The following is a 26,087-nucleotide window of genomic DNA, read 5'->3' on the forward strand; positions in this document are numbered from 1 at the left end:
CCTACCCGCGTCGTTCGGCGGCGGCGAGCTCCGCGCGCATCCAGGCGCACCACTCCAAGGACGTACGTCGTGACCGGATGCCGCCCTCGAGGGTGATCCGGCTGGCGAACAGCGGGTTCGCGGGATCGCGGACCCCCGGGTCCTCGGAGATCTCGGCCAGCTCCTCGAGGTAGCGGTCGAGGACGCTCCGGTGGGCTGCCTCGAGCCGGGCGACCAGGTCGTCGGCGGCGGCGGGCTCCACGGTCCAGAGGGACCACAGCCGGAGGACCTCCAGGTCACGGACGGGCTGCGGCTCGAGGTCGCCGGCGACCCATGCCGCCAGGGCATCCCGCCCGGCCGCGGTGATCCGGTAGCGCTTCGTCGGGCGCGGGCCGGCTCCCTCGATGACCTCGTGGTCGACCAGTCCGGCGGCGTCGAGACGGTTCAGCTCCGGGTAGATCTGGGAGTGGCGGGCGGTCCAGAAGTAGCCGATCGGCTGGCGCATCCGCTGCGCGACCTCGTAGCCGGTGCTCGCGCGCCGCGCCAGCAGGCCGAGGATCGCGAAGCCGAGGTTGGACGTGGTCGCCCCGGAGTCTCGCATATGTCAATATTGACATATGCGGAGCGTGAGGGGCGTAGCGGCTGGGGCGGCGATCCTCGGCCTGGTGCTGGCCGGGTGCGGTGCGGAGAACGGTGCCGGCGGGAAGGGCGGCCCCGGCCCGGCGAAGGTGTCGGGCCCTGCGCTGCCGACGGACGGCCCGTACCTCGAAGGCGAGCTCGGCGCTTGTTTCCTGCCGGAGACCGACGCCGGGGTGGAGCCGATCCAAGTCGCCGGCAAGGACCTCGAGCTGCCGGCCATCCGTTTCTCCCCTCCGGAGGGCCGCGATCCGTCGGCGGTGCTGGTGATGCTTCACCAGACCGACGGCGACCGCTGCGGCTGGGGCGACTTCGGCATCCTGGCGGCTCTCGAGGGTGTCGCCGGCCTCTCGTACGACCAGTGCGGCTACGGCTCCGCCGACTGCAGCATCAAGGATCTCGACGACCCGGTGCCGCAGGTGCGGGCCGCATTGAGCGAGGTCGAGAAGCGGTGGCCGGACGCGCCGGTCGTGCTGGTCGGCGCGTCCATGGGTGGCAGCCAGACCGTGCGTGCCGTCGCTGCCGGCGTCGACGTCGACGGCTGGGTCGACCTGTCGGGGCCGTCCCGCTGGGCCGGCGTCGACCTGGCCTCCGTCGCCGACGCGATCAGGACACCCGGTCTGGTCGCGATCGCCGAGGACGCCGACGGTGCCGAGGAGGCCGACGCCGCCCAGGCGCTGGCGCAGGCCACGTCCTCGCAGTTCCTGCACGCTGAAGGGGGCCACGGCTGGGAGCTGGTCGTCGAGGAGGGCCGGCTCTCGCCGCTCGGTCAGCAGGTCATCGCGTACGCGACGAGGTGATCGGGAGCACGACCTCGAGCCGCTGTGCCGCGGCTCGCAGGTGTGGGAGCAGCTCGATCATCCGGTCCATCTCCATCCGGTAGGACGGGGCGGCGATCGAGACTGCGGCGACCGCATGACCGTCCGGGCTGAGGACGGGCACACCGATTGCGCGGATGCTGATCTCGTGCTCCTCGTCCGCGACGGCGTACCCCTGCTCGCGCACCCGGTCGATCATCTCCGCGAACGCGGCGCGGTCGGAGATCGTGTGGGGCGTCATCGCGACCAGGTCCAGGTCGTCGACCAGCTCCTTCCGCTCGGCGTCGGGGGCGAAGGCCACCAGCACCTTGCCCATCGACGTGCAGTGCAGTGGGCCGAGACCACCGGGCGTGCCGATCACACTGACCTGCTGGGGGCCCTGGACGTGGTGGACGTAGAGCTGGTTGTGGGCCGAGCGGACCGACATCAGCGAGGTCTCGCGGGTCTGCTCGGTGAGCTCCTCCAGTGCCGGAAGCGCCGAGCCGGCGAAGCCGCGGCGATGGGCGACGTACTGGGCCAGGGAGAAGACCTTGAGCCCGAGCGAGTAGCGCTTGCTGTCCTCGTCGAAGGTCGCGTAGTCGTCGCGGATCAGCGCGGCCGCGAGCCGGTGGCAGGTGCTGAGCGGGAAGCCGGTCTCGCGGCTGAGCGTCGAGAGCGGTACGCCGGAGGGGTAGGCGCTGAGGTGGTCCAGCAGGAGCAGTGCCTTGCCGACCATGTCGCGCTTGGCTCCGGCGTCGGTCGTGTCGTCCATGAGCGACATTCTTCCATATCGTGGAAGCGATATCTGAAAGATGAAAGGAATGCGTTGACGGGTCGATGTGGCCGCCGCCACACTCGCATGGTGAAAGTGACTTCCGCCACGCGGGAGTGGAGCGAAAGGACCCCCGATGACCACCTCCGACCTGCGCGCCGAGTCCGGCGCGACGGCGATCGGCACGCAGCGCTGGGCGCGCCTGCTGCCGATCGTCTTCATCACCTACAGCCTCGCGTACCTCGACCGCTCCAACTTCTCCATCGGCATCGCCGGCGGGATGGCCGAGGACCTCGCCATCACGCCCGCCGTCTCCGCGCTGATCGGCGCGGCGTTCTTCCTCGGCTACTTCGCCTTCCAGATCCCCGGCGCGATCTACGCCGAGCGGCGCAGCGTCCGCTCCCTGATCTTCTGGAGCCTCCTCGCCTGGGGCGTGCTCGCCTCGGTGCAGGGACTGCTCAGCTCGGCGACCGCGCTGATCGTCGTACGCTTCCTGATCGGTGTCGTCGAGGCGGCGGTGCTGCCGGCGATGGTGATCTTCCTCAGCCACTGGTTCACCAGCCGTGAGCGCGGCCGCGCCAACACCTTCCTGATCCTCGGCAACCCGGTCACCGTGCTGTGGCTGACGGTCGTGTCGGGCTTCCTCATCGAGGCCACCGACTGGCGGTGGATGTTCATCATCGAGGGTCTGCCCGCGGTCGCCTGGGCGTTCGTCTTCCGGGCGATGGTCAGCGACCACCCCCAGCAGGCGACGTGGCTCAAGGCGCCCGAGCGTGATGCCGTGGTCGAGCAGCTCGACCAGGAGCAGCGCGCGCTGACGCCGGTCAAGGGCTACGGCGAGGCCTTCCGGTCGCGCAACGTCGTCCTGCTGTCGCTGCAGTATTTCCTGTGGAGCGTCGGCGTCTACGGCTTCGTCTTCTGGCTGCCCTCGATCGTCAAGGCGGCCTCGGGCGAGGGCATCGGGATGTCCGGGCTCATCTCGGGGATCCCGTACGTCCTCGCCGTCGTCCTGATGGTCGTCAACAGCCGCGCCTCGGACCGCGCCGGGACGCGCGGCCGGTTCGTGTGGCCGTGGCTGCTGGTCGGTGCGGTGGCGTTCTACGGCTCCTACCTGCTCGGACCCGACCAGTTCTGGCTCTCCTTCGTCCTGCTCGCCGTGGCGGGCGGTGCGATGTACGCGCCGTACGGGCCGTACTTCGCGCAGATCCCGGAGTTCCTGCCGCGCAACGTGGCCGGAGCGGCGATCGCGCTGATCAACTCCTTCGGTGCGCTCGGCGGGTTCGCCGGCAGCTACCTCGTCGGCTGGCTCAACGGAACGACCGGGAGCACCGACGCGTCGTTCCTGCTGATGGCCGGCTGTCTGGCGTTGGCCGCCGTGGTGATGCTGCTGGTCAAGGCGCCGGCCGCGGAGTCTGCATCGGAGCCCGCTGCGGGGACCGCGCGATGAGGATCGCCCGCATCGAGCACGCTGGCGGGATCGACCATGCGGTGGTCGAGCCCGACGGCTACCGGCTGATCGAGGACGTGTTCGCGGAGGAGATCCGGTCTCAGGGCCAATGGGTGGCGCTCGCCGCTGCGCGCCTGCTGGCTCCGGTCGAGCCGCGGACGGTGGTCGGGATGGCCCACAACACCGGGCCCGGCGACCGACTGCTGGCGCCGCAGGCGTTCCTCAAGCCGGCCCGGTCCGTCATCGGTCCCGGTGACCCGGTGCCGGTGTCGGCCGACCTCGGCCTGGTCCACGCGGAGGCCGAGCTCGCGGTCGTGATCGGAGGCTCGGGCTCCGTGCTGGGCTACACCGTCGCCAACGACGTCACCGGTCGCGACCTGCAGGCCCAGGACCCGCTGTGGACGCAGGCCAAGGGACAGCGCGGGTTCACCCCGCTCGGACCCTGGATCGAGACAGATCTCGACCCTGCTCGCGAGAGCGTCGGTCTCGAGGTGGACGACGCGACAGCGCCGCCGGCCGGCATGGACCGGCTGGCGCGTGGCGTCGCCGAGGTCGTCGAGTGGGTCAGCGGCTTCCTCCCGCTCGGTCCGGGCGACGTGATCCTGACCGGCGCCCCGGGGGCCAGCCTCCCGATCCGGCCGGGACAGCAGGTCACCGCGAGCGTCGTGGGCATCGGGGAGCTGGTCAACCCGGTGGTCGAGGGTGGCGCGGGAGCTCGGCGTTCGGAGAGGGGTGCGGCATGACGGGTATCGACGTGGTCACGTTCGGCGAGGCGATGGCGATGTTCGTCGCCCAGGAGAGCGGTCCGCTGCACCGGGCCGCCAGCTTCGTGCAGGCGACCGCCGGGGCCGAGACCAACGTGGCGACTGGGCTGGCCCGGCTCGGCCATCGGTCCGGCTGGATCGGACGCCTGGGGGACGACCCGCTCGGTCTGTTCATCGAGGAGGAGCTCGGCAGCTGCGGGATCGACCTGTCCCGGGTCGAGGTCGACCACGCGGCCCCGACCGGCTTCCAGCTGAAGTCGCGGGCCGACGGCGGCGATCCCGAGGTCGTCTACTTCCGGCGTGGGTCGGCGGGCAGCCGGCTGGCGTGGAGCGAGCCGATGGAGGCGTACGTCTCCTCCGCCCGTCATCTCCACCTGACCGGCATCCCGCTGGCGATCTCCGAGACGGCACGGGACTTCGCGTTCCGGGCGGTGGCCGCGGCCCGGGCGGGCGGCGCGAGCGTGTCGTTCGACCCGAACCTGCGCCCGTCGCTGTGGGCGAACGAGCAGGAGATGGTCGCCGTCGTGAACGAGGTCGCGGCCCTCGCCGACTGGGTGCTGCCCGGAGTGGAGGAGGGGCGGGTGCTGACCGGTCACCGCGACCCCGAGCGCATCGCCGAGCACTATCTCGCTGCCGGGGCCACGCGCGTCGTGCTCAAGAACGGCTGCGACGGGGCCGTCTCCTTCGGGCCGGAAGGCACCGTGCGGCAACCGGCGTTCCAGGTCGAGGCGGTGGATACCGTCGGTGCCGGCGACGGGTTTGCCGCCGGGCTGATCAGCGGCCACCTGGACGGGCTGGAGATCGGGTCGGCGCTCGAGCGGGCCGCGGCCGTCGGGGCGCTGGCCACGACCTCCGCCGGTGACAAGGACGGACTGCCGGACCGGGAGCGGCTGGAGCGCTTCCTCGCGACCAGCTCGGTCCCGGCATGATGACTTCGACGAAAGGAAACAGCTCGATGCGCGTACTCGTGCCGTGGGCCCACCTCGAGGACCAGATGGGCGGCTGGCCCGACGGCCTGCAGGTGGAGGTGTATGACGGCACCGGAACCCCGCCGGCCGGCCTCTCCGACGTGGAGCTCTACGTGCTGCCGTACGGCGTGAGCGCGGGTCGCGACCTGCTGCCGCGGATGACCGCGCTCCGTGCCGTACAGAGCCTGAGCGCGGGGGTGGAGAAGGTGCTCCCGCTCATCGGCCCCGAGGTCACGCTCTGCAACGGGCGGGGGCTGCACGACGCCAGCGCCGCCGAGCACGGCCTCGGCCTGATCCTCGCCGCGCAGCGGGAGCTTCCCCGCTGGGCGCGTGACCAGGACGCCGGCCGCTGGGCACCCGAGCACACCCGATCGCTGGCCGACTCGCGGGTGGTGATCGTCGGGTACGGCTCGATCGGCGCCGCGCTCGAGCAGCGGCTGCTCGCGTGTGAGGCCGACGTGGTGCGGGTCGCGTCCACGGCGGACCCCGGGCGGGACGTGCACGGCGTGGACGAGCTGCCGAGCCTGCTGCCCGGCGCCGACATCGTGGTGCTGACGCTCCCGGAGAAGCCCGGCACGATCGGCCTGATCGGCGCCGAGCAGCTCGCGGTGCTGCCCGACGGCGCGCTCGTGGTGAACATCGGCCGCGGCCGCACGCTCGACACCGGCGCGCTCGTGGCCGAGCTCTCCGCGGGGAGGTTGCGGGCGGCGCTCGACGTCGTCGACCCCGAGCCGCTCCCCGCCGATCACCCGCTGTGGTCGATGGCCGGCGCGATCGTGACGCCGCACGTCGGTGGCGGCGCGGCGACCTTCTACCCACGTGCCGAGCGTCTGGTGGCCGAGCAGCTGCGGCGCTTCGCCGACGGCCGTCCGCTGCTCAACGTGGTGCCCCGATCGGGCGTGGCCACACCTCCCTGATCCTGCCCGCAAGACTCTCCGATCGGGGAGGTTGCTCGGCTCACGCCGTCACTAACGTGCGAACGGTCACCACGTGAGAGGAGCAGCAGATGGAACCCCAGAACGAGTCGAACCCGGCCGACGCCGCGGCCGACGTCGCCACCGAGGACCTCATCGAGGAGGTCTCGATCGACGGAATGTGCGGCGTCTACTGATGTCCGACCGCATGCTCGAGGAGCCGTGGACACTCTCGCCCTCGGTGGCGCTGCGTCCCGAGCCCTTCGGGGCGCTCGCCTACCACTTCGGCAACCGGAAGCTGACCTTCCTCAAGCGGCCGGAGCTGGTCGAGGTGGTCCGGCTCCTCGAGCATCACCCCTGTCTCCGCAACGCGCTCGACGCCGCCGGCATCCCGCCGGAGCAGCACGACGCGTACGCAGCGGCGCTCCGCGCCCTCGCCGAGACCGACATGATCCGCCCCCGTCACCAGGAGGCAGCGTGACCATCGCACCTGAACGCCCCACCACTCCCCAGGGCCGTCCCGCAGGCGGCAGCCTCGTCGAGCAGTTCGAGTTCGGCCTCGACGCCCCGATCTGCCTGACCTGGGAGCTGACGTACGCCTGCAACCTCGAGTGTGCCCATTGCCTGTCGAGCTCGGGCCGGCGCGACCCGCGCGAGCTCAGCACCGAGCAGTGCAAGGCCGTCATCGACGAGCTGCAGCGCATGCAGATCTTCTACGTGAACATCGGCGGCGGGGAGCCGACGATCCGCCCCGACTTCTGGGAGCTCGTGGAGTACGCCGTCGACCACCAGGTCGGCGTGAAGTTCTCCACCAACGGCTTCCGGATCACTCCGGAGCGGGCCGCGTTCCTGGCCTCGACGGACTATGTCGACGTACAGATCTCGCTGGACGGCGCGACGGCGGAGGTCAACGACCGCGTCCGGGGAGCGGGCTCGTACGACACCGCCCTGCTCGCGCTGCGCAACCTTCGCGACGCCGGCTTCTCCGACGCCAAGATCTCCGTGGTCTGCACCCGGGAGAACATCGGCCAGCTCGACGACTTCAAGGCGATCGCCGACGAGTACGGCGCCACCCTGCGCCTCACCCGGCTGCGCCCCTCGGGTCGCGGCGCGGACGTCTGGGACGAGCTGCACCCGCTCCCCGAGCAGCAGCGTGAGCTCTACGACTGGCTGATGGCTCATGGCGAGGACGTCCTCACCGGGGACTCCTTCTTCCACCTCGCCGCCTATGGCGAGTCGCTCCCGGGCCTCAACCTGTGCGGCGCCGGGCGGGTGGTGTGCCTGATCGACCCGATCGGCGACGTCTACGCCTGCCCGTTCGCCATCCACGACCAGTTCCTGGCGGGCAACCTGCTCGGCGAGGGCGGCTTCCAGGAGGTCTGGCAGTCCTCGGAGCTGTTCACCGAGCTGCGCTCGCCGCAGACCGGCGGCGCCTGCACCAAGTGCCAGCACTTCGACGCCTGCCGCGGCGGCTGCATGGCCGCCAAGTTCTTCACCGGGCTGCCGCTGGACGGCCCGGACCCGGAGTGCGTCCAGGGCTACGGCGAGACGGCGCTGGCCGGCGATCGGTCCGTTCCGCAGGCGAGCCAGGACCACTCGCGCAGCCAGGCCAGCCGCAACGCACCGGTGCTGCTGAACCTCGGCACCACCCGGCGGCGCCCCGTCTCCGCCTGCAACGAGGACCCGCTCGCCGGAGGTGACCTGTCGTGAAGCTCGAGAACCCCTGGAAGCGGAACCCCTGGTTCGAGTCGGTCGCGGTGGCTCAGGAACGAGCCCGGCGACGGTTGCCGAAGCCGGTCTACGGCGCCCTGGTCGCCGGCTCCGAGCGTGGCCAGAGCATGACCGACAACCAGGCCGCCTTCGCCGAGCTCGGCTGGGCACCCCACGTCCTCGGCCAGCACGCCAAGCGCGACCTGGGCACCACCGTCTTCGGCCACGCCGTCCCGCTGCCGGTCCTGATCAGCCCGACCGGGGTCCAGGCCGTCGATCCCGACGGCGAGGTCGCGGTCGCCCGGGCCGCCGCAGCCCGCGGCACCATCATGGGGCTGTCCAACTTCGCCTCGCGGTCGGTGGAGGAGGTGACGGCGACCGGTGCGACCACGTTCTTCCAGATGTACTGGACCGGCGACCGGGAGACGATCGTCCAGCGCATGCAGCGGGCGCACGCCGCCGGCGCCCAGGGGCTGATCGCCACCCTCGACTGGTCCTTCTCGATGGGCCGGGACTGGGGCAGCCCGGAGATCCCGGAGAAGGTCGACCTGCGCACGATGATGCGGCTGTCACCGCAGGTGGCCACCCGGCCGCGGTGGGCGTGGCAGTTCGGGCGTACGGGCTCCTTCCCGGACCTGACCGCGCCGAACCTCGCCCCGCCGGGCGGGAGCGCGCCGACGTTCTTCGGTGCCTACTACGAGTGGATGACCACCCCGCCGCCGACCTGGGAGGACGTCGCCTGGATGCGCGAGCAGTGGCACCAGATCAGTGGCACCCCGTTCGTCCTCAAGGGCGTCTGCCGGGTCGACGACGCGCTCCGCGCGGTCGATGCCGGGGTCGCGGGCATCTCGGTCTCCAACCACGGCGGGAACAACCTCGACGGCACTCCGGCCGCGATCCGGATGGTCAAGCCGATCGCCGACCGCGTCGGTGACCAGGTCGACGTGGTGATGGACGGAGGCGTACGCCGCGGCTCGGACGTCGTCAAGGCGCTCGCGCTCGGGGCGAAGGCGGTCCTGATCGGCCGGGCCTACCTGTGGGGGCTGGCGGCCAACGGCCAGGCCGGTGTCGAGAACGTCCTCGACGTGCTCAGCGGCGGCATCGACTCGGCGCTGCGCGGGCTCGCGGTCGGGTCGGTCACCGAGCTGCGGCCGGAGCACCTGCTCGTCCCGGACGGCTTCCATGTACGCACTCCGTGACGCCACCTGGCCACAGGTGAACCGGGGTACGGTCCTGCTGGTGCCCGTCGGCTCATTGGAGCAGCACGGGCCGCACCTGCCCCTCGACACCGACACGACCATCGCGACCGCGGTCACCCAGGGCGTGGCCGAGCGGCTCGCGGAGCAGGGTGTCCCCGGCTGGGTGGCGCCGCCGATCGCGATCGGCTCCAGCGGCGAGCACCAGTCGTTCGCCGGCACCGTGTCGATCGGGAGCGATGCGCTGCACCTGGTCGTCGTCGAGCTGGTCCGTTCCGCCCGCACCTGGGCCGAACGGGTCGTGCTCGTCAACGGCCACGGCGGCAACGCGGCCGCGCTGACCAGCGCGGTCAACCAGCTCGCCTTCGAGCGGCAGTCCGCCTGCTGGCTGCCCTGCCGCACCGAGGAGTTCGACCTGCACGCGGGCCGCACCGAGACGTCCCTGATGCTGCACCTGCGCCCGGACGCCGTCCATCTGGATCTGGCCGAGCCCGGCGACACCCGGCCGCTCGCCGAGATCCTCCCGCTCATGCGCGCGGGCGGGGTCGAGGCGGTCTCCGCCAACGGCGTGCTCGGCGACCCGACCGGTGCCACGGCGGCGGAAGGAGCCGATGCACTGACCATGATGATCGAGCAGACCACCCTGGACGTCCTGGCTCCCGGCGGCGTGGCAGTGGGGTGAGATACCCGATCGGCTTCCGGGCCCGAGTCCGCGAGGACGTACGCCGCATCGACCGACGCCTGCTGGTCGGTGGGTCGCCGCTGCGGGCCGTGCGGCTCACCGACGCCGCGCTGCGACTGCTCGAGGACGGCGAGATCACCGTGGTCGACGCGGCGACCGACGCGCTCGCCGCGAGACTCGTCGATGGCAACCTGGCCGATCCCGTGCTCCGTGGTGAGGGGGTGGATCCGGGCGAGCTCACGGTGGTGATCCCGGTGCGTGACCGGCCCGACCAGCTCGACCGCGCCCTCTCCTCGTTGGGCGGCCTCCATCGCATCGTCGTCGACGACGCCTCCCACGACCCCGATGCGGTCGCGGCGGTCGCCCGCCGCCACGGTGCCCACCTCCTGCAACTGCCGGAGAACCTCGGGCCCGCCGGTGCCCGTAACGCCGGCCTGCGGGCGGTGCGCACCCCGTACGTCGCCTTCGTCGACTCCGACGTCACGGTCGCGGCGAGCACGCTCCGCAACCTCTCCCGCCACTTCGCCGACAGCCGCGTCGCGCTGGTCGCGCCGCTGGTCCGCAGCCGTGCCCGGAGCCGGTCGCCGCGGTGGTTCGAGCGCTTCGACGAGGACGACTCCTCCCTTGCCCTCGGCACCCGGGCCTGCGTCGTACGTCCCGGGGCCGCGGTGGGCTGGCTGCCCAGCGCCTGCCTGGTGGGGCGTACCGACCGGCTCGGCGCGGGGTTCGAGGAGTCGATGCGGGTGGGCGAGGACGTCGACCTGGTCTGGCGGCTGGTCGAGGCCGGCGAGGTGGTCCGCTACGACCCGGAGCAGGTGGCCTGGCACGACACCCGCACCACGGTCCGCGGCTGGCTGGGCCGCAAGTACCTCTACGGCACCGGCGGCGCCGACCTCGCCGTGAGACATGGCCGTAAGGGCGCCCCGGCGGTGATGACGGCGAGCATGGCGGCCACCGCGGCCGCGCTGATGGTGCACCGCCGGTGGTCGCTCCCGGTCGCCGCCGCGGGCATCGTCTACGGCACGATCTCGCTGCGACGACGCCTGCCGGAGACGCCCGGACGGGACCGGCTCGCGGTCCGGCTCTGCGCCCAGGGACTCGGCTGGACGGTCCGCCAGGAGGCCGCGCTGCTGCTGCGCCACTGGTGGCCGCTGACCCTGCTCCTGGCCCCGCGCAGCGCGCTGGTCCGGCGTGCGCTGGCCGCCTCCCTGGTCATCGACGTGGTCGTCGCCCGGGTCGACAACCCCGGCACGCGCTACCGCCCGCTGGCCCGGAGGCTCGACGACATGGCGTACGGCGCGGGCCTCTGGGCCGGCGCTCTGAGAGCCCGTTCGGTGACCTGTCTGCTGCCGCGCCGACCTGGCCAGAAGACCGGCCAGGGAGGCACCTCTCCCAACGGGTAGGTAGGCCCCTCCCGGGCCGGGCTGTTTCCCGTTCCTCGCCTGTTCGCGGCTCTGTCGGCGTACCTAGTGTGCTGAGCGTCACACCACCAACGGAGGTTTGCCATGCAGGTCGACGAACTACTCAAGCCCTTCCCGATCAAGGAGTTCCACCCCTTCCCCCGTGCCCTCATGGGCCCCGGCGCTCACGAGATGATCGGGCCCGAGGCCCTCAAGATGGGCTTCCGCAAGACCCTGGTGATGACGTCCGGCCTGCGCGGCACGGACATCGTCACCAAGATCGTCGAGTCGATGAAGTACCACGGCCTCGAGGTCGTCGTGTACGACAAGGTCGAGTCCAACCCCAAGGACTACAACGTCATGGACTCGGTGAAGCTCTACCAGGAGAACGAGTGCGACTCGTTCGTCTCCATCGGCGGCGGCTCGTCGCACGACGCCTGCAAGGGCGCGCGCATATCGGTCGCCCATGACGGCCGCAACGTCAACGAGTTCGAGGGCTTCAACATGTCCGAGAACCCGAAGAACCCGCCGCACATCGCCGTCTCGACGACGGCCGGCACCGGGTCCGAGACGTCCTGGGCATACGTCATCACCGACACCACCACCGACCCCGACAACCCGCACAAGTACGTCGCCTTCGACGACGCCTCGGTCGCCAGCCTGGCGATCGACGACCCGGTGCTCTACTACGACTGCCCGGTCGACTACACCGCGCAGTGCGGCTTCGACGTCCTGGCGCACGCCAGCGAGCCGTACGTCTCCCGGATCAACTTCCAGCCCTCGCTCGGCAACGCGCTGCACGCGATCAAGCTGACCTCGGAGAACCTGCGGCAGGCGGTCTGGAACGGTCAGGACCTCGGCGGCCGCGAGGGGATGATGTACGCCCAGTACATCGCCGCCCAGGCGTTCAACTCCGGCGGCCTCGGCATCATCCACTCGATCAGCCACGCCATCAGTGCGTTCTACGACACCCACCACGGCCTCAACAACGCGATCGCGCTGCCGCGGGTGTGGGCGTTCAACATGCCCACGCACTACAAGCGGTTCGCCGACATCGCCCGTGCGATGGGCGTCGACACCCACGGCATGACCGACGTGCAGGCCGCCGACGCGGCGCTCGCCGCGGCGATCCGGCTGCTGCGCGACGTCGGCATCACCGAGCGATTCGTGGACGTCACGAAGGACACGTACTCGAAGAACCGGCTCGGCCAGGGGCCGACCGCCTACTACGAGAACGCCCCGACGATCCTCGGCGACGCCGCAGACGTCGACCGGATCACCAACCACGTCCTCGGCGACGCGTGCACGCCCGGCAACGCCAAGGAGTGCACGTTCGAGACCGTACGTCCGGTGGTCGACCACTGCCTCAACGGCGACCTGGACGACCTGCTCGGCTGATCGTCTCCCCCTGTGGCGGGTCCGGCCCGCTGAGATCACCAGCCGGACCCGCCACCTCGCCCGACCCACCACCTCGAGGAGTGCACGTGTCGACCACCACCGAACCGACCCAGGGCTTCACCGACGTCGAGGACACCCGCGCCCAGCTGGCGGCGTGCGGCTACCTCGCCGACGACCGGCTCGCCACCACGGTCTTCCTGCAGACGCGGCTGGAGAAGCCGGTCCTGCTCGAGGGCCCGGCGGGCGTCGGCAAGACCCAGCTGGCCGAGAGCCTCGCCACCGCGACCGGGCGCCGCCTGATCCGGCTGCAGTGCTACGAGGGCCAGGACGAGACCAAGGCGCTCTACGAGTGGGACTACGGCAAGCAGCTCCTCTACACCCAGATCCTGCGCGAGAAGATCGGCCAGGTCGTCGAGGACGCCGCCGACCTGAACGAGGCCGTCGAGCGGATCGCCAAGCAGGACTCGGTGTTCTTCTCCCAGCGCTTCCTGGCCGCCCGGCCGCTGCTCGAGGCGATCGACTCCGACACCCCGGTCGTGCTGCTCATCGACGAGGTCGACCGGGCCGACGAGGCCCTGGAGGCGGTGCTGCTCGAGCTGCTCGCGGAGTTCCAGATCTCCATCCCCGAGATCGGCACGGTGACCGCCAAGACCATGCCGTACGTCGTGCTGACCTCGAACAACACCCGCGACCTCTCCGCCGCGCTCAAGCGCCGCTGCCTGCACCTCTTCCTCGACTACCCCGACGCGGCCCGTGAGCTGGAGATCATCCGGTCCAAGGAGACCGGCCTCGCCGACTCCCTCGCGGCGCGGCTGGTCGACATCGTCCGCGGCATCCGCGAGCTCGAGCTGCGCAAGGCGCCCAGCATCTCCGAGACCGTCGACTGGGCTCGGACGCTGGCGGTGCTCGGCGTCGAGGAGCTCACCGCCGACGTGCTCTCCACGACGCTCAACGTGGTCGTGAAGTACGAGCGTGATCTGAAGCGGGTCATGGAGGCATTGCCACGGCTCGTCGACCCGAATGCCGAGGTGCCCGACCACCTGCACGGCCATGGGCACGGTCACGGGCACGGCCATGGCCACTCTCACGCAGCCGAGGACCGTGTCGAGGACGACGTCGACGGCCGCGCCGAGCGGAGGGCGAAGGACCAGCCCGGCCGGCACAACGCGGGCTACTACGGCGGCGCCGGCGGCACCGGGCCGCGTACGGCACCGGCGGTGTCGACGAGCCAGGGCAGCCGGGCGTTCCCCTCGGCCCGCAAGCGTCCGGTCTGAGCGGGGATCGAGGCCCGACATGGAGACCGCACTGCACCGGTTCATCCGGCTGCTCCGGCTCTACGGCGTACGCGTGAGCACCGCCGAGGTGATCGACGCGATGCACGCGGTCGCCCAGCCCGGGGTGCTCGAGCGGCGCGACGTGCTCCGCGCGGCCCTGACCGCGAGCCTGGTCAAGGACCGCCGCGACCTGGACACGTTCGACCTGGTCTTCGACCGGTTCTTCGGGCTGCGGCCGGTCGTCGAGGAGGAGGACGAGCACGGGCACACCCACGACGACCTCTCCGACGACGGGCAGCTGACCGACTTCACGCTCTCCGAGGAGCCCGGCGAGGTGCCGGAGGACGGGCACAGCCACGGCAAGCCGGACGACATCAAGGAGTACTTCAAGCCCGAGGACATGGCGCAGCGCTACAACCTCCACCAGGAGGCCAACAAGATCGACATCGCCGCGCTCACCGACGAGATCGTCCTCTCCAACGACCCGAAGTCCAGCCCCGGCGAGGCCGCGCGGGTCCAGCTCTCGACCAGCCGGATGCACAACCCCGGCAACCCCGGTGAGCTCATCCGCGAGGCCGGGATGCAGCTCGACACCGAGCTGTCCGTGCAGGAGGAGATCGCCCTGCTGAGCTGGCTCGAGGAGCGTGACCCCGAGAGCGCCGTCGACGACGAGGACGGCCTCGCGGAGCTGCGCAAGGCGCTGGCCCCGTGGCTCGCGACCCTCCCCGAGCGGATCCGGGACCACCTCGAGCGGCTGATGAGCATGGAGCGCGAGATCGAGTCGCGGGAGATCCGGGCGGCGCAGGCCGAGACCGTCGCCGAGCACGACCGCGCCGCGCTGGAGGAGTCGCTGCGCCGGCTGCTCAGGAAGCTCCACGGCGCTCCGCGCCCGCGGCGTACGGTGGCCGCCCGCGGCGTCGTCGACGGCCGCCGGACGATGCGCGCCAACATGAAGTACGACGGCGTGCCGTTCCGGCCGGTCACCGTCGCCAAGGCGCACGACCGGCCCCGGCTGCTGGTGCTCTGCGACGTCTCACTGTCCGTACGCTCCACCGCCCGCTTCACGCTGCACCTGCTGCACAGCCTGCAGTCGGTGGCCACCTCCGTCCGGTCCTTCGCGTTCGTGAAGGACCTGGTCGAGATCACCGACCTGTTCGCCGAGCACCGGATCGAGGACGCGCTGTCCTTGGTGCTGTCCGGGCTGCCGGCCGGCGGGGTGCTCGACGTCGATGCCGACTCGGACTACGGCTCCTCGTTCGAGCAGTTCCTCGAGCAGTTCGGCTCGGCCGTGAACCGGCGGACCACGCTGGTGATCCTCGGCGACGGTCGCGGCAACGGCAAGGATCCCGGCTTCGCCGCCTTCGAGGAGCTCACCCGCCGCGCCCGCTCGACGATCTGGCTCACCCCGGAGCCGCGCTACTCCTGGGCGCTCGGCGGCTGCGACCTGCCGGAGTACGCGGAATGGTGCGACAAGGTCCAGGTGGTGCGGAACCTGCGCGGGCTGGACAACGTCACCCAGACGATGTCGGTCGGTCGATGACCACGCCGCTCGGCGAGCCGGCCGTGATCGACGCGTTGCGACCCGGCCCCGAGGCCGGGGTCTACCGCGACGAGCTCGTCAGCGTCCGGGCCTGGCAGGGCCCGCGCCCGCGGCGCCATCTGGGGACGATCCGCACCCGCCACTTCGACGTGCACCGTGAGGGCCACCAGGTCCATCTGGTCCACTGCCTGCGTACGGACCAGATCGACGACGACCTCTCCGGTCTGCTGGCCGAGGAGCTCTTCCAGCCCGGCTGGCTGCGCGGCCCGGACCTGTTCGAGCGGCTCTTCACCGGGATCGTGGTCAGCAGCGCCCCCGACCCGGAGCAGGCGTGGGCCGCATTCTACCGCAACACGCTGCGGCACGTGGAGGTGGCGTTGGGCCGGCCCGGTCCGGCCGCCGCTGCTCACGGGACCGTCGCCGAGTACGCCCCGGTCTACCGCTTCGTCGAGCAGCAGCTGGCAGCCGGCTCCGTCCTCGAGGTGGGCTGCTGCTTCGGGTTCCTCTCGCTACGGCTGGCCGCGGCCGGCCGGGAGGTCACCGCCTCCGACCTCTCCGCCGGCACCGTCGCGCTGCTGCGCGCCGCGGCGGCCCGGCTGGAGGTGCCGCTGGCCACGCGAGCGGCCGACGCGACGCGGCTGCCGTGGCGGGACGGGGCCGCCGACAACGTGCTGCTGATCCACCTCCTCGAGCACATCGAGCCGAGCCTCGGCGACCGGGCGGTCGCCGAGGCGATCCGGGTGGCGCGCCGCCGGGTGGTGATCGCCGTACCCCTCGAGGACGAGCCCGACGAGACCTGGGGACACGTCCGGACCGTCTCGCTGGACGACCTCGCCGCCTGGGGCGAGGCCTCGGGGCACCCCCACCGGGTCCTCGAGCACCACGGTGGCTGGCTCGTCATCGCCACCGACCGCTGATCGTTCCTCCCCGGTCGACCTGTCCGTCGGCGACGCGCATCGTCCGGCCTCCGCGCGGTGCCGCGTCAGGCCTGGTCAGAGGCCGGTCCGACCTGTCCGTCGGCCGCACGCACCCGGGTCCACGGCCTGTCCGCGGGCAGGTGTACGACCGCCCGCTCGGTGGGTCTGTCGGTGTGTCGTACGTCACTACGTTGTGAGGACCGTAGCCCAGCCCGGACGACGGTTGACCCTTGGAGGAACTGATGACGAACACAGCCATCGAGGCAGTACCCACCACGCACGGCGCCGCACCGACGACGTGGGGCGACCCGTTCCCGCTCGGCCTGGCCAGCTTCGGGATCTCGGCGCTCGTCCTGGCCACCGTGATGTCGGGGATCGTGGACGCGGCAGCGCTGCCGGCGGTCCTGCCCCTCGCGCTGGCGCTCGGCTTCGCGACCGAGCTGGTGGCCGGCCTGGTCCACTTCCGGCGCGGCGAGACGTTCCCGGCCCTGGTGTTCACCGCGTACGCCGGGTTCTGGCTCTCCTATGCCCTGCTCGTGCAGTTCTACGGCCCGATGGTGACCGCCGATGGCGCCGCGATCACCGGGATGTTCCTGCTGGCCTGGGCGCTGTTCACCACCTACATGCTGCTGGCCGCGCTGCGCACCAACACCACCACGATCGTGATCTTCGTGCTCCTGGCCGGGGTCTTCTACCTGGCGGCCTTCGGGTCGTTCCTCGGCAGCGCCGCTCTCGGCCGGACCGCAGGCTACGTGCTGATCCTGGACGCCCTGGTGGCGCTCTACGCCTCGGCCGCGATCATCGTGAACACGACCTGGGACCGCACGGTCCTGCCGGTGCCGTGATCCCGCTCGGCCGCCGGGCCGTCGGTCAGAGGAGTCCCATCTTGGACGCCTCGTACACCGCCTCGGCCCGGCGGCTGACGCCCAGCTTCCGCAGGATGTTGCCCACATGGAACTTCGCGGTGGTGTCGGAGATGTAGAGCCGGTGGCCGATCGCACGGTTCGAGAGCCCGTGCGCGAGCAGCTCCAGGACCTCGAGCTCGCGCGTGGTGAGCTCGGAGTCGTCGCTGGTCACCGGCATGTTCACGCCCCGGATCATCGCCGCCGCGGAGCGCGCGTCGAAGGCGCTGCCGCCGCTCGCGACGTCGCGGATCGCCCGGACGAGGCCGGTGGTGTCGACGTCCTTGACGACGTAGCCGCGGGCACCGGCGCGGATCGCCTGCATCACCAGCTGCTCGTCCAGAAACGTCGTCAGCACGAGGATCAGCGCCTCCGGGTGCCGCTGGGTCAGCGCGGCGCACAGCTCGAGACCCTCGGCGTCCGAGGACGAGGAGAGCTTCAGGTCGAGCAGCACGATGTCGGGGCGGGCGCTGTTGACCCGGGCCAGCGCCTCGGCGGCCGTCGCCGCCTCCGCGACGACCCGGAGGCCCGGCTCGCGCTCGAGGATCGACCGCAGCCCCTGCCGGACGATCGCGTGATCATCGACCAGCAGCACGTCGATGCCGGCCGTGGCCTGGGCGGGGGCCGCCTGCGGTGGGCTGAGCGTGTTCATGGGTTCCTCCTCGAAGCGGCTACTGCGGGTCCTCGATGAGCCCGCAGATCGTTCCCCGGCCGCGGTCCACGACTGGCAGCGGCACCCGGAGCTCCACCCGGACACCGCCGAGGTGCGAGCGCCGGAACGCGACCGTGCCGCCGAGCTCGCTGATCCGGGTCTCGATGTTCGCCAGGCCACGGTGCCGGCCGTCGATCGAGGCGCCGCGCTCGAGCCGCAGCTTCCGGGCGAGCAGGCCCGGATCCCCACGGCCGTCGTCGGCGACCCCGACGTAGAGCTCGTGCTTGCGGTAGCGGAGCCTCAGCACCGCCTGGGACGCCTCGGCGTGGATCGCCACGTTGAAGAGCGCCTCCCCGACCGCGCGGGCGATGTCGTGCTTGGCCTCCGCCGGCATCGGGCACACCTCGCCCTCCACCCGCACCGAGACGTCCAGGTGGGGACGGTGGTGCTCGGCGACCTCGTGCAGCAGCTCGGGCAGCGAGGAGACCGTGTCACGGTGGGGCTGGTGGAGCGCGTAGATCGCCCGGCGGAGCTGCTCCACGGCGTCCTGGGTGAGCTGCTTGGCGGTGCCGAGGAGCTCGGCGATCCGCGCGCCGGCCGGTCCCAGGTCCTCCGTCTCGCCCCGCGCGACCTCGACCGACATCCCTGCCGAGAGCACGAACTGGGTGACGCTGTCGTGGAGCTCTCGTGCGATGCGGTGGCGCTCGTGGTCGACCAGCTCGCGCTGGTGGGCCACCAGCAGCCGTTCCTCGGCCTGGCGCAGCTCGCGGGTCCGCTGCTCGAGGTCCCGCTCCCGGGCACCGACCTCGTCGTAGAGCCGCTGGGCGCGGCGATGCTGGGCGAGCCCGGCCTGGTACTGCTCGGAGGTGTGCAGCGCCACGGCGGCCTCGTTGGCCAGGATCCGCAGCACCGACAGGTCCCCGGGCTCGGGGTCGTCGGCGAGCCCGTGGAGGCCGACCAGGCTGCCGATCATGACGCTCTCCAGCGTCATCGGCACCCGCACCCAGCGCGCCGGCCCGGGCGCCCCGGTGGCATGTCCGGCCCGGATCGCGCCGAGCTCGCGGCGTACGACGCCGGGGAGCTCCTCCTCGTCGCCGACCACCCGTCCGTCGTGGCCGACGACGATGAACCGCGGTCTGGCTCCGGGCAGATGGCCGTCGGCCAGGGCCAGGATCGTCCACTCGGCTGCGAGGTGCACCGCCGCGGCGCGGGCGACCTCCTCCAGGAGCGCTCGCGGACCCTCCACGGTGCGCACCAGGGCGCGCGAGATCGAGTCCATGGCGCGTACGGCCTGCTGCATGCGCTCGTCGGAGCGCAGGAAGGCGCGGTAGTAGGACCGCTTGCCGGAACGTACGCCGGTGAGCGCCGCCAGATCGGGTGCCGGACCGGCGCTCATAGGGCTTCCCGGAAGAGCGCGTGGATCTCGGCGCGGCTCGCGGGTCGCGGGTTCGTCGTCAGGCAGGCGTCGTCGAGGGTGGTCACCGACAGGGTGTCGAGGTCGGTGTCGGTCACCCCCAGGTCTCGCAGCCGGCGGGGTACGCCGACGTCGTCGGCCAGGCGCCGCACGTGGTCGGCGAGCATCTCGGCCGCGACGTCCCCCGGAACCCCGTCGACCGGCAGGCCGGCGGCTCGGGCCAGGCCGACGAAACGTTCGGGGACCGAGCGCGCGTTGTAGCGGATCACGTGCGGCAGCAGGACCCCGTTCACCACGCCGTGCGGGGCGTCGAGCAGCCCGCCGACCTGATGGCTCATCGCATGGGTCGCGCCGAGGATCGCGTTGGTGAACGCCAGACCTGCCTGCAGGCTCGCCTGCGCCATCATCGCGCGGTGCTCCATCGCGGTCGGATCGGTGACGGTCGAGCGCAGATGCCGGCAGACGAGCGCGACCGAGCTCATCGCGTGCCCGTCGGCCAGCGGGTTGTGCGCCAGCGAGACGTACGACTCGATGCCGTGGGTCAGCGCGTCCAGGCCGGTGGCGGCGTTGAGCGCCTCCGGCATCGTGGTCAGCAGCCGCGGGTCGGTGATGGAGACGTCCGGGACCAGCGCCCGGCCCATGATCGTGATCTTCACCCGGCGGTCGGTGTCGGTGACGATGCAGAACTGGGACACGTCGGCCCCGGTCCCCGAGGTGCTCGGGATCATCAGCATCGGCGGGATCGGCCGGGCGATCTGGTCGATCCCGGCGTAGTCGAGGATGTCGCCGCCGTTGCCCGAGAGCACCGCGACGCCCTTCGCCGCATCCATGCAGGAGCCGCCGCCGATGGCGACGATGACGTCGGCCTCGGCCTCGACGTAGCGCTCGTAGGCGCGGCGTACCTCGTGGTCCTTGGGGTTCGGTGTGACACCGGTCCACAGCACCGGGACGAGCCCCTCGGCCCGGAGCAGCCGGAGCAGCTCGTCGACCCAGCCGGCCTCGACGATGCCGGGGTCAGTGACCACGAACGGTCGCCGGGCCCCGAGCCGGGCGGCCGCGTAGCCCGCCTCCTCGAGCGCGTTGTGGCCGAAGACGACCTCGGGAGCCTGGAACTTCACCACCTGGTCCGGCGGAGCAGAGGGCGTCGGGACCTGCTCCTGCCGAGGAGCCGTCTCCCGGTCGCGAGCCATCACCGCCGTCGTCGGCGCCACTCCAGCCGTCATCTCAGAGACCGACCTCGCGGTCCAGGCGGGCGATCTGGCCGTCGGCGAGGGCCAGCAACGGGGAGCCGGACGGCAGCAGGGTCCGGAGGCGGAGCCACATCTCGTAGTCGTCGGCGCCCCACGCCGACCGGGTCCACGTCGAGACCAGGTCGGGCTGACCCGACTGCAGCACCGCCGCGCGCAGCTGCTGCGCCAGCGTCTCGCGGAGCCGGACCACGCCCGGCGCGACCGAGCGCGGCAGGATCGGGCCGCGGTAGCAGCGGAGCGCGCCCGCGACGTCGCCCACCGCCAGCCGTGCCTCCACGCCCAGCCAGTCACCGGTCACCTCGGTCGTGAGCCGGTAGGGCCGGGAGGCGAGGAACTCCTCCCCGAGCAGGTTGCGCAGCCGGTTCAGCTCGGCGCGGAGCGTCGAGGAGCCGCCGTCGTCCTCGTACAGCAGGACGGCGAGCTCGTCGCCGGAGAGCCCGCGCGGGGCGCTGGCGAGGAGCAGGAAGATCTCGCTGTGGCGAGGGGAGAGCCGCAGCTGGGCGCGGTGGCCACGGCCGTCGTCGATCGAGAGCAGCAGGTCCTGGCGGCCCAGGGTCTCGACGGCGATGCGCGCCCAGCCCGGCCGGGTCTCGGGCGGCCTCGGCAGCAGCTGCTCGCGGGCGAGCTCGGACTCCGCGAGCCTCGCGGCGGCGCGCACCATCGCCATCGTCTGGGGTACGACGATGGAGTCACCGCCGGTGATGTCGAGGACACCGAGGAGGCGGGAGTCGCCCGGGTCGTGGATCGGCGTCGCGGCGCAGCTCCACTGCTGGACCGAGCGCCGGAAGTGCTCGGCGGCGACGACGCTGGTCGGCCGGTCGAGCCGGAGCGCGAGCCCGGGCGCGTTCGTGCCGGCGAGGCGCTCGTCCCAGTTGCTCCCCTCGACGAAGCCGATCCGCTCCGCGCGCCGGAGCGCCGTCGAGGCACCGCACACCCAGAGCAGCTGACCGGCCTCGTCCGAGACGGCCATGATCGCGTCGCAGTCGCGCGCCGCCTGCCCGAGCACGTCGTCGAGAAGTGGGAACACGCGAGCCAGCGGGTGGGCGGCACGTACGTCGTGGAGCTGGTCCTCGGCGAGCGTGATCGGCGCGGACGTGTCGTCCGCGGTCACCCCGGCGGCCGCGGACCGGTGCCACGAGTCCGCCACGGCTGCACGCATGGAAGGGCTCTGCTTCGTCTCGTTCATCCGGACCTCCTCAAGTGATGAGGGTCACATTTGAAGGTTGCATTCACGTTGCATCCATCGACTGCGGTGACCGCAACGTTGCTGCAACCTCGCCGTTCCTAGCGTCTGTGACCACGATCACGCCCCAATGCCTGAACTACGTGTAGGAGAAATCCCGATGACCGTATACACAGCTCCCGGCCAGCCCGACTCGCTGGTCACCGTCCAGGGTCGCTACGGCCACTACATCGGCGGCGACTGGGTCGACCCGGTCAAGGGCGCCTACTTCGAGAACATCTCGCCGGTGAACGGCAAGCCGTTCACCGAGATCGCCCGGGGCACGGCCGAGGACATCGAGGCCGCCCTGGACGCCGCACATGCTGCTGCTCCGGCCTGGGGGAAGACCTCGACCACGGAGCGGTCCAACATCCTGCTCAAGATCGCCGACGTGATGGAGGAGAACCTCACCGCGATCGCCGTCGCCGAGACCTGGGAGAACGGCAAGCCGGTCCGCGAGACGCTGGCCGCCGACATCCCGCTCGCCATCGACCACTTCCGCTACTTCGGCGGTGTGCTGCGTGCCCAGGAGGGCACCATCGGCGAGATCGACGAGAACACCGTGGCGTACCACTTCCACGAGCCGCTGGGCGTCGTCGGCCAGATCATCCCGTGGAACTTCCCGATCCTGATGGCCGTCTGGAAGCTCGCCCCCGCCCTGGCCGCCGGCAACGCGGTCGTGCTCAAGCCCGCCGAGCAGACCCCGTGGTCGATCCTCAAGGTCGTCGAGCTGATCGGCGACCTGCTGCCCGCCGGCGTGCTCAACGTCGTCAACGGCTTCGGTGTCGAGGCCGGCAAGCCGCTCGCCTCCTCGCCGCGCGTCGCCAAGGTCGCCTTCACCGGCGAGACCACCACCGGCCGGCTGATCATGCAGTACGCCAGCCAGAACATCATCCCGGTGACCCTGGAGCTCGGCGGCAAGAGCCCGAACATCTTCTTCGACTCCGTCGCCGCGGAGAAGGACGCCTTCTACGACAAGGCGCTGGAGGGCTTCACCATGTTCGCCCTCAACCAGGGCGAGATCTGCACCTGCCCCTCGCGCGCGCTGGTCCAGCGCTCGATGTACTCCGACTTCGTCGGCGACGCGATCGCCCGGGTCGAGAAGATCAAGCAGGGCAACCCGCTCGACGACACCACGATGATCGGCGCGCAGGCCAGCAACGACCAGCTCGAGAAGATCCTGTCCTACATCGAGATCGGCAAGGACGAGGGTGCCAAGGTCCTCACCGGTGGCGAGCGGAGCATCCTCGAGGGCGACCTCGCCGAGGGCTACTACGTGCAGCCGACCGTCTTCGAGGGCGACAACTCGATGCGGATCTTCCAGGAGGAGATCTTCGGACCGGTGGTCTCGCTGACCGGCTTCGACGACGAGGCGGACGGTCTCAAGATCGCCAACGACACCCTGTACGGCCTCGGTGCCGGGGTCTGGTCGCGTGACGGGTCGCAGGCCTTCCGGGCCGGCAAGGAGATCCAGGCTGGCCGGGTCTGGACCAACTGCTACCACGCCTACCCGGCCCACGCGGCCTTCGGCGGCTACAAGCAGTCCGGCATCGGTCGCGAGACCCACAAGATGATGCTGGACCACTACCAGCAGACCAAGAACCTGCTCGTCAGCTACAGCCCCGACGCCCTCGGGTTCTTCTGATGAGCGCGACCCACGCCCCCTCCCTTCCGGCGCGGGTCGCCGTGACCGACGAGGCGGCGGACCTGCTCCGCCGTCTCGTCGGTATCCACGGGCCGGTCATGTTCCACCAGTCCGGCGGATGCTGCGACGGCTCTGCCCCGATGTGCTACCCGAGCGGCGACTTCCTGCTCGGCGACGCCGACATCCACCTGGGCGACCTCGACATCGGGCTGGACGATCAGGTGCCGGTCTGGATGTCGCGCTCGCAGTTCGAGTACTGGTCGCACACCCATCTCACCATCGACGTCGTCCCCGGCCGCGGCGCCGGGTTCTCCCTCGAGGCGCCCGAGGGCGTGCGCTTCCTGATCCGATCGCGACTGTTCACAGACGAGGAGGCACAGCGCCTTGACCGAGAAACTGCTCAGCACTGACCGTCCGACCCGCTTCGAGCCGCCGGCCGAGCTGGCCGCGGCTGCCAACGTCACCGCCGAGGCGTACGCCCGTGCCGAGTCCGACCTCGAAGGCTTCTGGGCCGAGCAGGCCGAGCGGCTGACCTGGGCCGAGCCGTTCACCGAGGTGCTGGACTGGTCCCGGGCACCGCACGCGAGGTGGTTCGCGGACGGGAAGCTCAACGCGGCGTACAACTGCGTCGACCGGCACGTCGAGGCCGGCCGTGGTGACAAGGTGGCCTTCCACTTCGTCGGCGAGCCCGGTGACACCCGGGACATCACCTACGCCGAGCTCAAGGACGAGGTGTCCCGAGCCGCCAACGCACTGACGAGCCTCGGAGTGGGCAGCGGCGACCTGGTCGCGATCTACCTGCCGATGATCCCCGAGGCCATCGTCGCGATGCTGGCCTGCGCCCGGATCGGAGCCACCCACACCGTGGTCTTCGGCGGGTTCTCGGCCGAGGCCCTCGCCTCCAGGATCGAGGACTGCCGGGCCAAGCTGGTCATCACCTCCGACGGCGGCTACCGGCGCGGGGCTCCGTCGCCGCTGAAGCCGGCCGTCGACGCCGCCCTGGCACGGCTGGGCAGCCAGAGCCCGGTCGACCACGTCCTCGTGGTGCGCCGCACCGGGGAGTACGTGCCCTTCGACGACGCCACCGACCTGTGGTGGCACGACGTCGTCGACAGCGCCTCGCCCGAGCACACGCCCGAGGCGTTCGACGCCGAGCACCCGCTCTACGTCATGTACTCCTCGGGCACGACCGGGAAGCCCAAGGGCATCCTGCACACCACCGGCGGCTATCTGACCGGCGCGGCCTACACCCACCATGCGGTGTTCGACCTCGAGCCGGACACGGACGTCTACTGGTGCACCGCCGACATCGGCTGGGTCACCGGACACAGCTACATCGTCTACGGCCCGCTCGCCAACGGCGTCACCCAGGTGCTCTACGAGGGCACCCCCGACAGCCCGCACCGGGGTCGCTGGTGGGAGATCATCGAGCAGTACGGCGTGACCCTCTTCTACACCGCCCCGACGGCGATCCGGACGTTCATGAAGTGGGGACGCGAGATCCCGGACACCTACGACCTCAGCTCGCTGCGGATCCTCGGGTCGGTCGGCGAGCCGATCAACCCCGAGGCGTACCTCTGGTACCGCAGCGTCATCGGCGGCGACCGCTGCCCCGTCGTCGACACCTGGTGGCAGACCGAGACCGGGCAGATGATGATCAGCCCCCTCCCCGGGGTCACCGCCGGCAAGCCCGGCTCGGCGATGCGGCCGTTGCCCGGCATCGGCGCCGACGTCGTCGACGAGGAGGGCCGCTCGGTGCCGAACGGGTCGAGCGGCTACCTGGTCCTCACCCAGCCGTGGCCGGCCATGCTGCGTACGTTGTGGCAGGACGACGACCGCTACGTCGAGACGTACTGGACGCGCTTCGCGGACCTCGGCTACTACTTCGCCGGCGACGGCGCCAAGAAGGACGAGGACGGCGACATCTGGGTCCTGGGACGCGTCGACGACGTGATGAACGTGTCCGGCCACCGCCTATCCACGAGCGAGATCGAGTCCGCCCTGGTCTCCCACCCGCGGGTCGCCGAGGCCGCCGTCGTCGGCGCTGCCGACGAGACCACCGGCCAGGCGGTCTTCGCCTACGTGATCCTGCGCTCCGGGGACGGCAACACCGGCGACGCGCTGGTCCAGGAGCTGCGCAGCCATGTCGCCAAGGAGATCGGGTCGATCGCGAAGCCGCGGCAGGTCACGATCGTCCCGGAGCTGCCCAAGACGCGGTCCGGCAAGATCATGCGCCGCCTCCTGCGCGACGTCGCCGAGGGCCGAGACGTCGGCGACACCACCACGCTGAGCGATCCGAGCGTCATGGCGCTGATCGCGGAGGGATGAGATGGCTGGGCCCGCCACCGGCGTCGATCCCCGGACGATCGGACGTAGCTGGATCATCGTGTCCAGGCACCGCCAGCCTGCGGGAACAAGGGTTCCCGGGCCGTGGGGCGAGGCTCATCTCAAGCGGATCGGCACCCAGGTGACCCTCTGCGGTGAGCGCGCCCAGGGATGGCACGCGTTCTGGCACCTGCGGTCCGACGACGTCCGCCGGTGGTGCGCCGACTGCTCCGCCGCGGCCCGCCCGACCCGCACCGTGTCGGGAATCCTGACCACCAAGTGA

26 protein-coding genes are annotated in these 26,087 nt (G+C 71.3%); 20 read left to right on the plus strand and 6 right to left on the minus strand.

Translation table 11 applies throughout. The annotated features are described in order from the left end of the window. Position 1: 1 nt before the first annotated feature. A complete protein-coding gene (locus tag ACZ6WN_RS00835; protein ID WP_465862073.1) occupies positions 2 to 580 on the minus strand; it encodes a PadR family transcriptional regulator in 579 nt (192 codons plus the stop codon). Between the two features lie 16 nt (positions 581 to 596). Here ACZ6WN_RS00835 and ACZ6WN_RS00840 point away from each other — a divergent pair, with 16 nt between their 5' ends. Beyond that, positions 597 to 1,415 (plus strand): alpha/beta hydrolase, encoded by an 819-nt coding sequence (locus ACZ6WN_RS00840; RefSeq protein WP_465862074.1) that lies wholly within the window; start codon positions 597 to 599, stop codon positions 1,413 to 1,415. Here ACZ6WN_RS00840 and ACZ6WN_RS00845 read toward each other — a convergent pair. Beyond that, positions 1,393 to 2,184, minus strand: a complete 792-nt coding sequence (locus tag ACZ6WN_RS00845; RefSeq protein ID WP_465862076.1) for an IclR family transcriptional regulator — start codon at positions 2,182 to 2,184, stop codon at positions 1,393 to 1,395. The genes ACZ6WN_RS00840 and ACZ6WN_RS00845 overlap by 23 nt on opposite strands. 136 nt (positions 2,185 to 2,320) lie before the next feature. Between ACZ6WN_RS00845 and ACZ6WN_RS00850 the strand changes: the two genes are divergently transcribed. The 15 genes from ACZ6WN_RS00850 (at position 2,321) to ACZ6WN_RS00920 (ending at position 17,239) form a co-directional block, all read left to right on the plus strand. Beyond that, entirely contained in the window at positions 2,321 to 3,631 is a 1,311-nt protein-coding gene (locus ACZ6WN_RS00850) for an MFS transporter (RefSeq protein WP_465862077.1), read from the plus strand. Next, complete coding sequence (locus ACZ6WN_RS00855) at positions 3,628 to 4,374, plus strand: fumarylacetoacetate hydrolase family protein (protein WP_465862078.1); 747 nt, start codon at positions 3,628 to 3,630, stop codon at positions 4,372 to 4,374. Before ACZ6WN_RS00850 ends, ACZ6WN_RS00855 begins: the two co-directional genes overlap by 4 nt. Then, a complete protein-coding gene (locus ACZ6WN_RS00860; RefSeq protein WP_465862079.1) occupies positions 4,371 to 5,324 on the plus strand; it encodes a sugar kinase in 954 nt (317 codons plus the stop codon). Before ACZ6WN_RS00855 ends, ACZ6WN_RS00860 begins: the two co-directional genes overlap by 4 nt. Positions 5,325 to 5,350: 26 nt before the next feature. Next, positions 5,351 to 6,280: a 2-hydroxyacid dehydrogenase gene (locus tag ACZ6WN_RS00865; RefSeq protein ID WP_465862081.1), complete on the plus strand. Its 930-nt coding sequence runs from the start codon at positions 5,351 to 5,353 to the stop codon at positions 6,278 to 6,280. A gap of 89 nt (positions 6,281 to 6,369) precedes the next feature. Continuing rightward, positions 6,370 to 6,474, plus strand: a complete 105-nt coding sequence (gene mftA, locus ACZ6WN_RS00870) for a mycofactocin precursor MftA (protein WP_465862082.1) — start codon at positions 6,370 to 6,372, stop codon at positions 6,472 to 6,474. Then, a complete protein-coding gene (gene mftB, locus ACZ6WN_RS00875) occupies positions 6,474 to 6,758 on the plus strand; it encodes a mycofactocin biosynthesis chaperone MftB (protein WP_465862083.1) in 285 nt (94 codons plus the stop codon). Before mftA ends, mftB begins: the two co-directional genes overlap by 1 nt. After that, positions 6,755 to 7,987: a mycofactocin radical SAM maturase gene (gene mftC, locus ACZ6WN_RS00880; protein ID WP_465862084.1), complete on the plus strand. Its 1,233-nt coding sequence runs from the start codon at positions 6,755 to 6,757 to the stop codon at positions 7,985 to 7,987. Before mftB ends, mftC begins: the two co-directional genes overlap by 4 nt. Then, entirely contained in the window at positions 7,984 to 9,186 is a 1,203-nt protein-coding gene (mftD, locus tag ACZ6WN_RS00885) for a pre-mycofactocin synthase MftD (protein WP_465862085.1), read from the plus strand. Before mftC ends, mftD begins: the two co-directional genes overlap by 4 nt. Further along, entirely contained in the window at positions 9,170 to 9,865 is a 696-nt protein-coding gene (mftE, locus tag ACZ6WN_RS00890; protein WP_465862086.1) for a mycofactocin biosynthesis peptidyl-dipeptidase MftE, read from the plus strand. The genes mftD and mftE overlap by 17 nt, the downstream gene beginning before the upstream one ends. Further along, entirely contained in the window at positions 9,862 to 11,268 is a 1,407-nt protein-coding gene (gene mftF, locus ACZ6WN_RS00895; protein WP_465862087.1) for a mycofactocin biosynthesis glycosyltransferase MftF, read from the plus strand. Before mftE ends, mftF begins: the two co-directional genes overlap by 4 nt. 102 nt (positions 11,269 to 11,370) lie before the next feature. Further along, positions 11,371 to 12,663, plus strand: a complete 1,293-nt coding sequence (gene mdo, locus ACZ6WN_RS00900; protein ID WP_465862088.1) for an NDMA-dependent methanol dehydrogenase — start codon at positions 11,371 to 11,373, stop codon at positions 12,661 to 12,663. An 86-nt stretch (positions 12,664 to 12,749) separates the two neighbouring features. Continuing rightward, positions 12,750 to 13,937 (plus strand): AAA family ATPase, encoded by a 1,188-nt coding sequence (locus ACZ6WN_RS00905; protein WP_465862090.1) that lies wholly within the window; start codon positions 12,750 to 12,752, stop codon positions 13,935 to 13,937. A 19-nt stretch (positions 13,938 to 13,956) separates the two neighbouring features. Then, positions 13,957 to 15,477, plus strand: a complete 1,521-nt coding sequence (locus ACZ6WN_RS00910) for a VWA domain-containing protein (protein ID WP_465862091.1) — start codon at positions 13,957 to 13,959, stop codon at positions 15,475 to 15,477. Continuing rightward, positions 15,474 to 16,394: a mycofactocin oligosaccharide methyltransferase MftM gene (gene mftM / locus ACZ6WN_RS00915; protein WP_465862092.1), complete on the plus strand. Its 921-nt coding sequence runs from the start codon at positions 15,474 to 15,476 to the stop codon at positions 16,392 to 16,394. The genes ACZ6WN_RS00910 and mftM overlap by 4 nt, the downstream gene beginning before the upstream one ends. Before the next feature lie 242 nt (positions 16,395 to 16,636). After that, complete coding sequence (locus ACZ6WN_RS00920) at positions 16,637 to 17,239, plus strand: acetate uptake transporter (RefSeq protein WP_465862093.1); 603 nt, start codon at positions 16,637 to 16,639, stop codon at positions 17,237 to 17,239. A gap of 25 nt (positions 17,240 to 17,264) precedes the next feature. Here the strand turns inward: ACZ6WN_RS00920 and ACZ6WN_RS00925 are convergent, their stop codons facing one another. Genes ACZ6WN_RS00925 through ACZ6WN_RS00940 form a run of 4 tightly spaced genes read right to left on the minus strand, consistent with a single transcriptional unit; the run spans position 17,265 to position 21,798 of the window. Further along, positions 17,265 to 17,948 carry a MadR family response regulator transcription factor gene (locus ACZ6WN_RS00925; protein WP_465862095.1) on the minus strand — a complete coding sequence of 228 codons (684 nt, stop codon included), beginning with the start codon at positions 17,946 to 17,948 and terminating at the stop codon, positions 17,265 to 17,267. Positions 17,949 to 17,967: 19 nt separating this feature from the next. Next, positions 17,968 to 19,344 (minus strand): MadS family sensor histidine kinase, encoded by a 1,377-nt coding sequence (locus ACZ6WN_RS00930; protein WP_465862096.1) that lies wholly within the window; start codon positions 19,342 to 19,344, stop codon positions 17,968 to 17,970. After that, positions 19,341 to 20,585 (minus strand): iron-containing alcohol dehydrogenase, encoded by a 1,245-nt coding sequence (locus ACZ6WN_RS00935; RefSeq protein ID WP_465862097.1) that lies wholly within the window; start codon positions 20,583 to 20,585, stop codon positions 19,341 to 19,343. Before ACZ6WN_RS00935 ends, ACZ6WN_RS00930 begins: the two co-directional genes overlap by 4 nt. 1 nt (position 20,586) lies before the next feature. Then, positions 20,587 to 21,798 carry a helix-turn-helix domain-containing protein gene (locus ACZ6WN_RS00940; protein WP_465862098.1) on the minus strand — a complete coding sequence of 404 codons (1,212 nt, stop codon included), beginning with the start codon at positions 21,796 to 21,798 and terminating at the stop codon, positions 20,587 to 20,589. Positions 21,799 to 21,955: 157 nt separating this feature from the next. Between ACZ6WN_RS00940 and exaC the strand changes: the two genes are divergently transcribed. The 4 genes from exaC to ACZ6WN_RS00960 are packed head-to-tail and all read left to right on the plus strand — an operon-like array spanning position 21,956 to position 26,087. After that, entirely contained in the window at positions 21,956 to 23,479 is a 1,524-nt protein-coding gene (gene exaC, locus ACZ6WN_RS00945; RefSeq protein ID WP_465862100.1) for an acetaldehyde dehydrogenase ExaC, read from the plus strand. Further along, entirely contained in the window at positions 23,479 to 23,889 is a 411-nt protein-coding gene (locus ACZ6WN_RS00950) for a DUF779 domain-containing protein (RefSeq protein WP_465862101.1), read from the plus strand. The genes exaC and ACZ6WN_RS00950 overlap by 1 nt, the downstream gene beginning before the upstream one ends. Beyond that, the gene (gene acs / locus ACZ6WN_RS00955) at positions 23,864 to 25,807 is read left to right on the plus strand and encodes an acetate--CoA ligase (RefSeq protein WP_465862102.1); all 1,944 of its coding nucleotides are present in this window, start codon (positions 23,864 to 23,866) and stop codon (positions 25,805 to 25,807) included. The genes ACZ6WN_RS00950 and acs overlap by 26 nt, the downstream gene beginning before the upstream one ends. A gap of 1 nt (position 25,808) precedes the next feature. Next, entirely contained in the window at positions 25,809 to 26,087 is a 279-nt protein-coding gene (locus ACZ6WN_RS00960; RefSeq protein ID WP_465862103.1) for a hypothetical protein, read from the plus strand.

This window comes from Nocardioides sp. NPDC054178 (assembly GCF_055585005.1).

Coding starts and splice junctions, on each gene's coding strand:
- ACZ6WN_RS00835 (WP_465862073.1), bottom strand. CDS start 580: ATGCGAGACTCCGGGGCGACCACGTCCAACCTCGGCTTCGCGATCCTC.
- ACZ6WN_RS00840 (WP_465862074.1), top strand. CDS start 597: ATGCGGAGCGTGAGGGGCGTAGCGGCTGGGGCGGCGATCCTCGGCCTG.
- ACZ6WN_RS00845 (WP_465862076.1), bottom strand. CDS start 2,184: ATGGACGACACGACCGACGCCGGAGCCAAGCGCGACATGGTCGGCAAG.
- ACZ6WN_RS00850 (WP_465862077.1), top strand. CDS start 2,321: ATGACCACCTCCGACCTGCGCGCCGAGTCCGGCGCGACGGCGATCGGC.
- ACZ6WN_RS00855 (WP_465862078.1), top strand. CDS start 3,628: ATGAGGATCGCCCGCATCGAGCACGCTGGCGGGATCGACCATGCGGTG.
- ACZ6WN_RS00860 (WP_465862079.1), top strand. CDS start 4,371: ATGACGGGTATCGACGTGGTCACGTTCGGCGAGGCGATGGCGATGTTC.
- ACZ6WN_RS00865 (WP_465862081.1), top strand. CDS start 5,351: ATGCGCGTACTCGTGCCGTGGGCCCACCTCGAGGACCAGATGGGCGGC.
- mftA (WP_465862082.1), top strand. CDS start 6,370: ATGGAACCCCAGAACGAGTCGAACCCGGCCGACGCCGCGGCCGACGTC.
- mftB (WP_465862083.1), top strand. CDS start 6,474: ATGTCCGACCGCATGCTCGAGGAGCCGTGGACACTCTCGCCCTCGGTG.
- mftE (WP_465862086.1), top strand. CDS start 9,170: ATGTACGCACTCCGTGACGCCACCTGGCCACAGGTGAACCGGGGTACG.
- mdo (WP_465862088.1), top strand. CDS start 11,371: ATGCAGGTCGACGAACTACTCAAGCCCTTCCCGATCAAGGAGTTCCAC.
- ACZ6WN_RS00910 (WP_465862091.1), top strand. CDS start 13,957: ATGGAGACCGCACTGCACCGGTTCATCCGGCTGCTCCGGCTCTACGGC.
- mftM (WP_465862092.1), top strand. CDS start 15,474: ATGACCACGCCGCTCGGCGAGCCGGCCGTGATCGACGCGTTGCGACCC.
- ACZ6WN_RS00920 (WP_465862093.1), top strand. CDS start 16,637: ATGACGAACACAGCCATCGAGGCAGTACCCACCACGCACGGCGCCGCA.
- ACZ6WN_RS00925 (WP_465862095.1), bottom strand. CDS start 17,948: ATGAACACGCTCAGCCCACCGCAGGCGGCCCCCGCCCAGGCCACGGCC.
- ACZ6WN_RS00930 (WP_465862096.1), bottom strand. CDS start 19,344: ATGAGCGCCGGTCCGGCACCCGATCTGGCGGCGCTCACCGGCGTACGT.
- ACZ6WN_RS00935 (WP_465862097.1), bottom strand. CDS start 20,585: ATGACGGCTGGAGTGGCGCCGACGACGGCGGTGATGGCTCGCGACCGG.
- ACZ6WN_RS00940 (WP_465862098.1), bottom strand. CDS start 21,798: ATGAACGAGACGAAGCAGAGCCCTTCCATGCGTGCAGCCGTGGCGGAC.
- exaC (WP_465862100.1), top strand. CDS start 21,956: ATGACCGTATACACAGCTCCCGGCCAGCCCGACTCGCTGGTCACCGTC.
- ACZ6WN_RS00950 (WP_465862101.1), top strand. CDS start 23,479: ATGAGCGCGACCCACGCCCCCTCCCTTCCGGCGCGGGTCGCCGTGACC.
- ACZ6WN_RS00960 (WP_465862103.1), top strand. CDS start 25,809: ATGGCTGGGCCCGCCACCGGCGTCGATCCCCGGACGATCGGACGTAGC.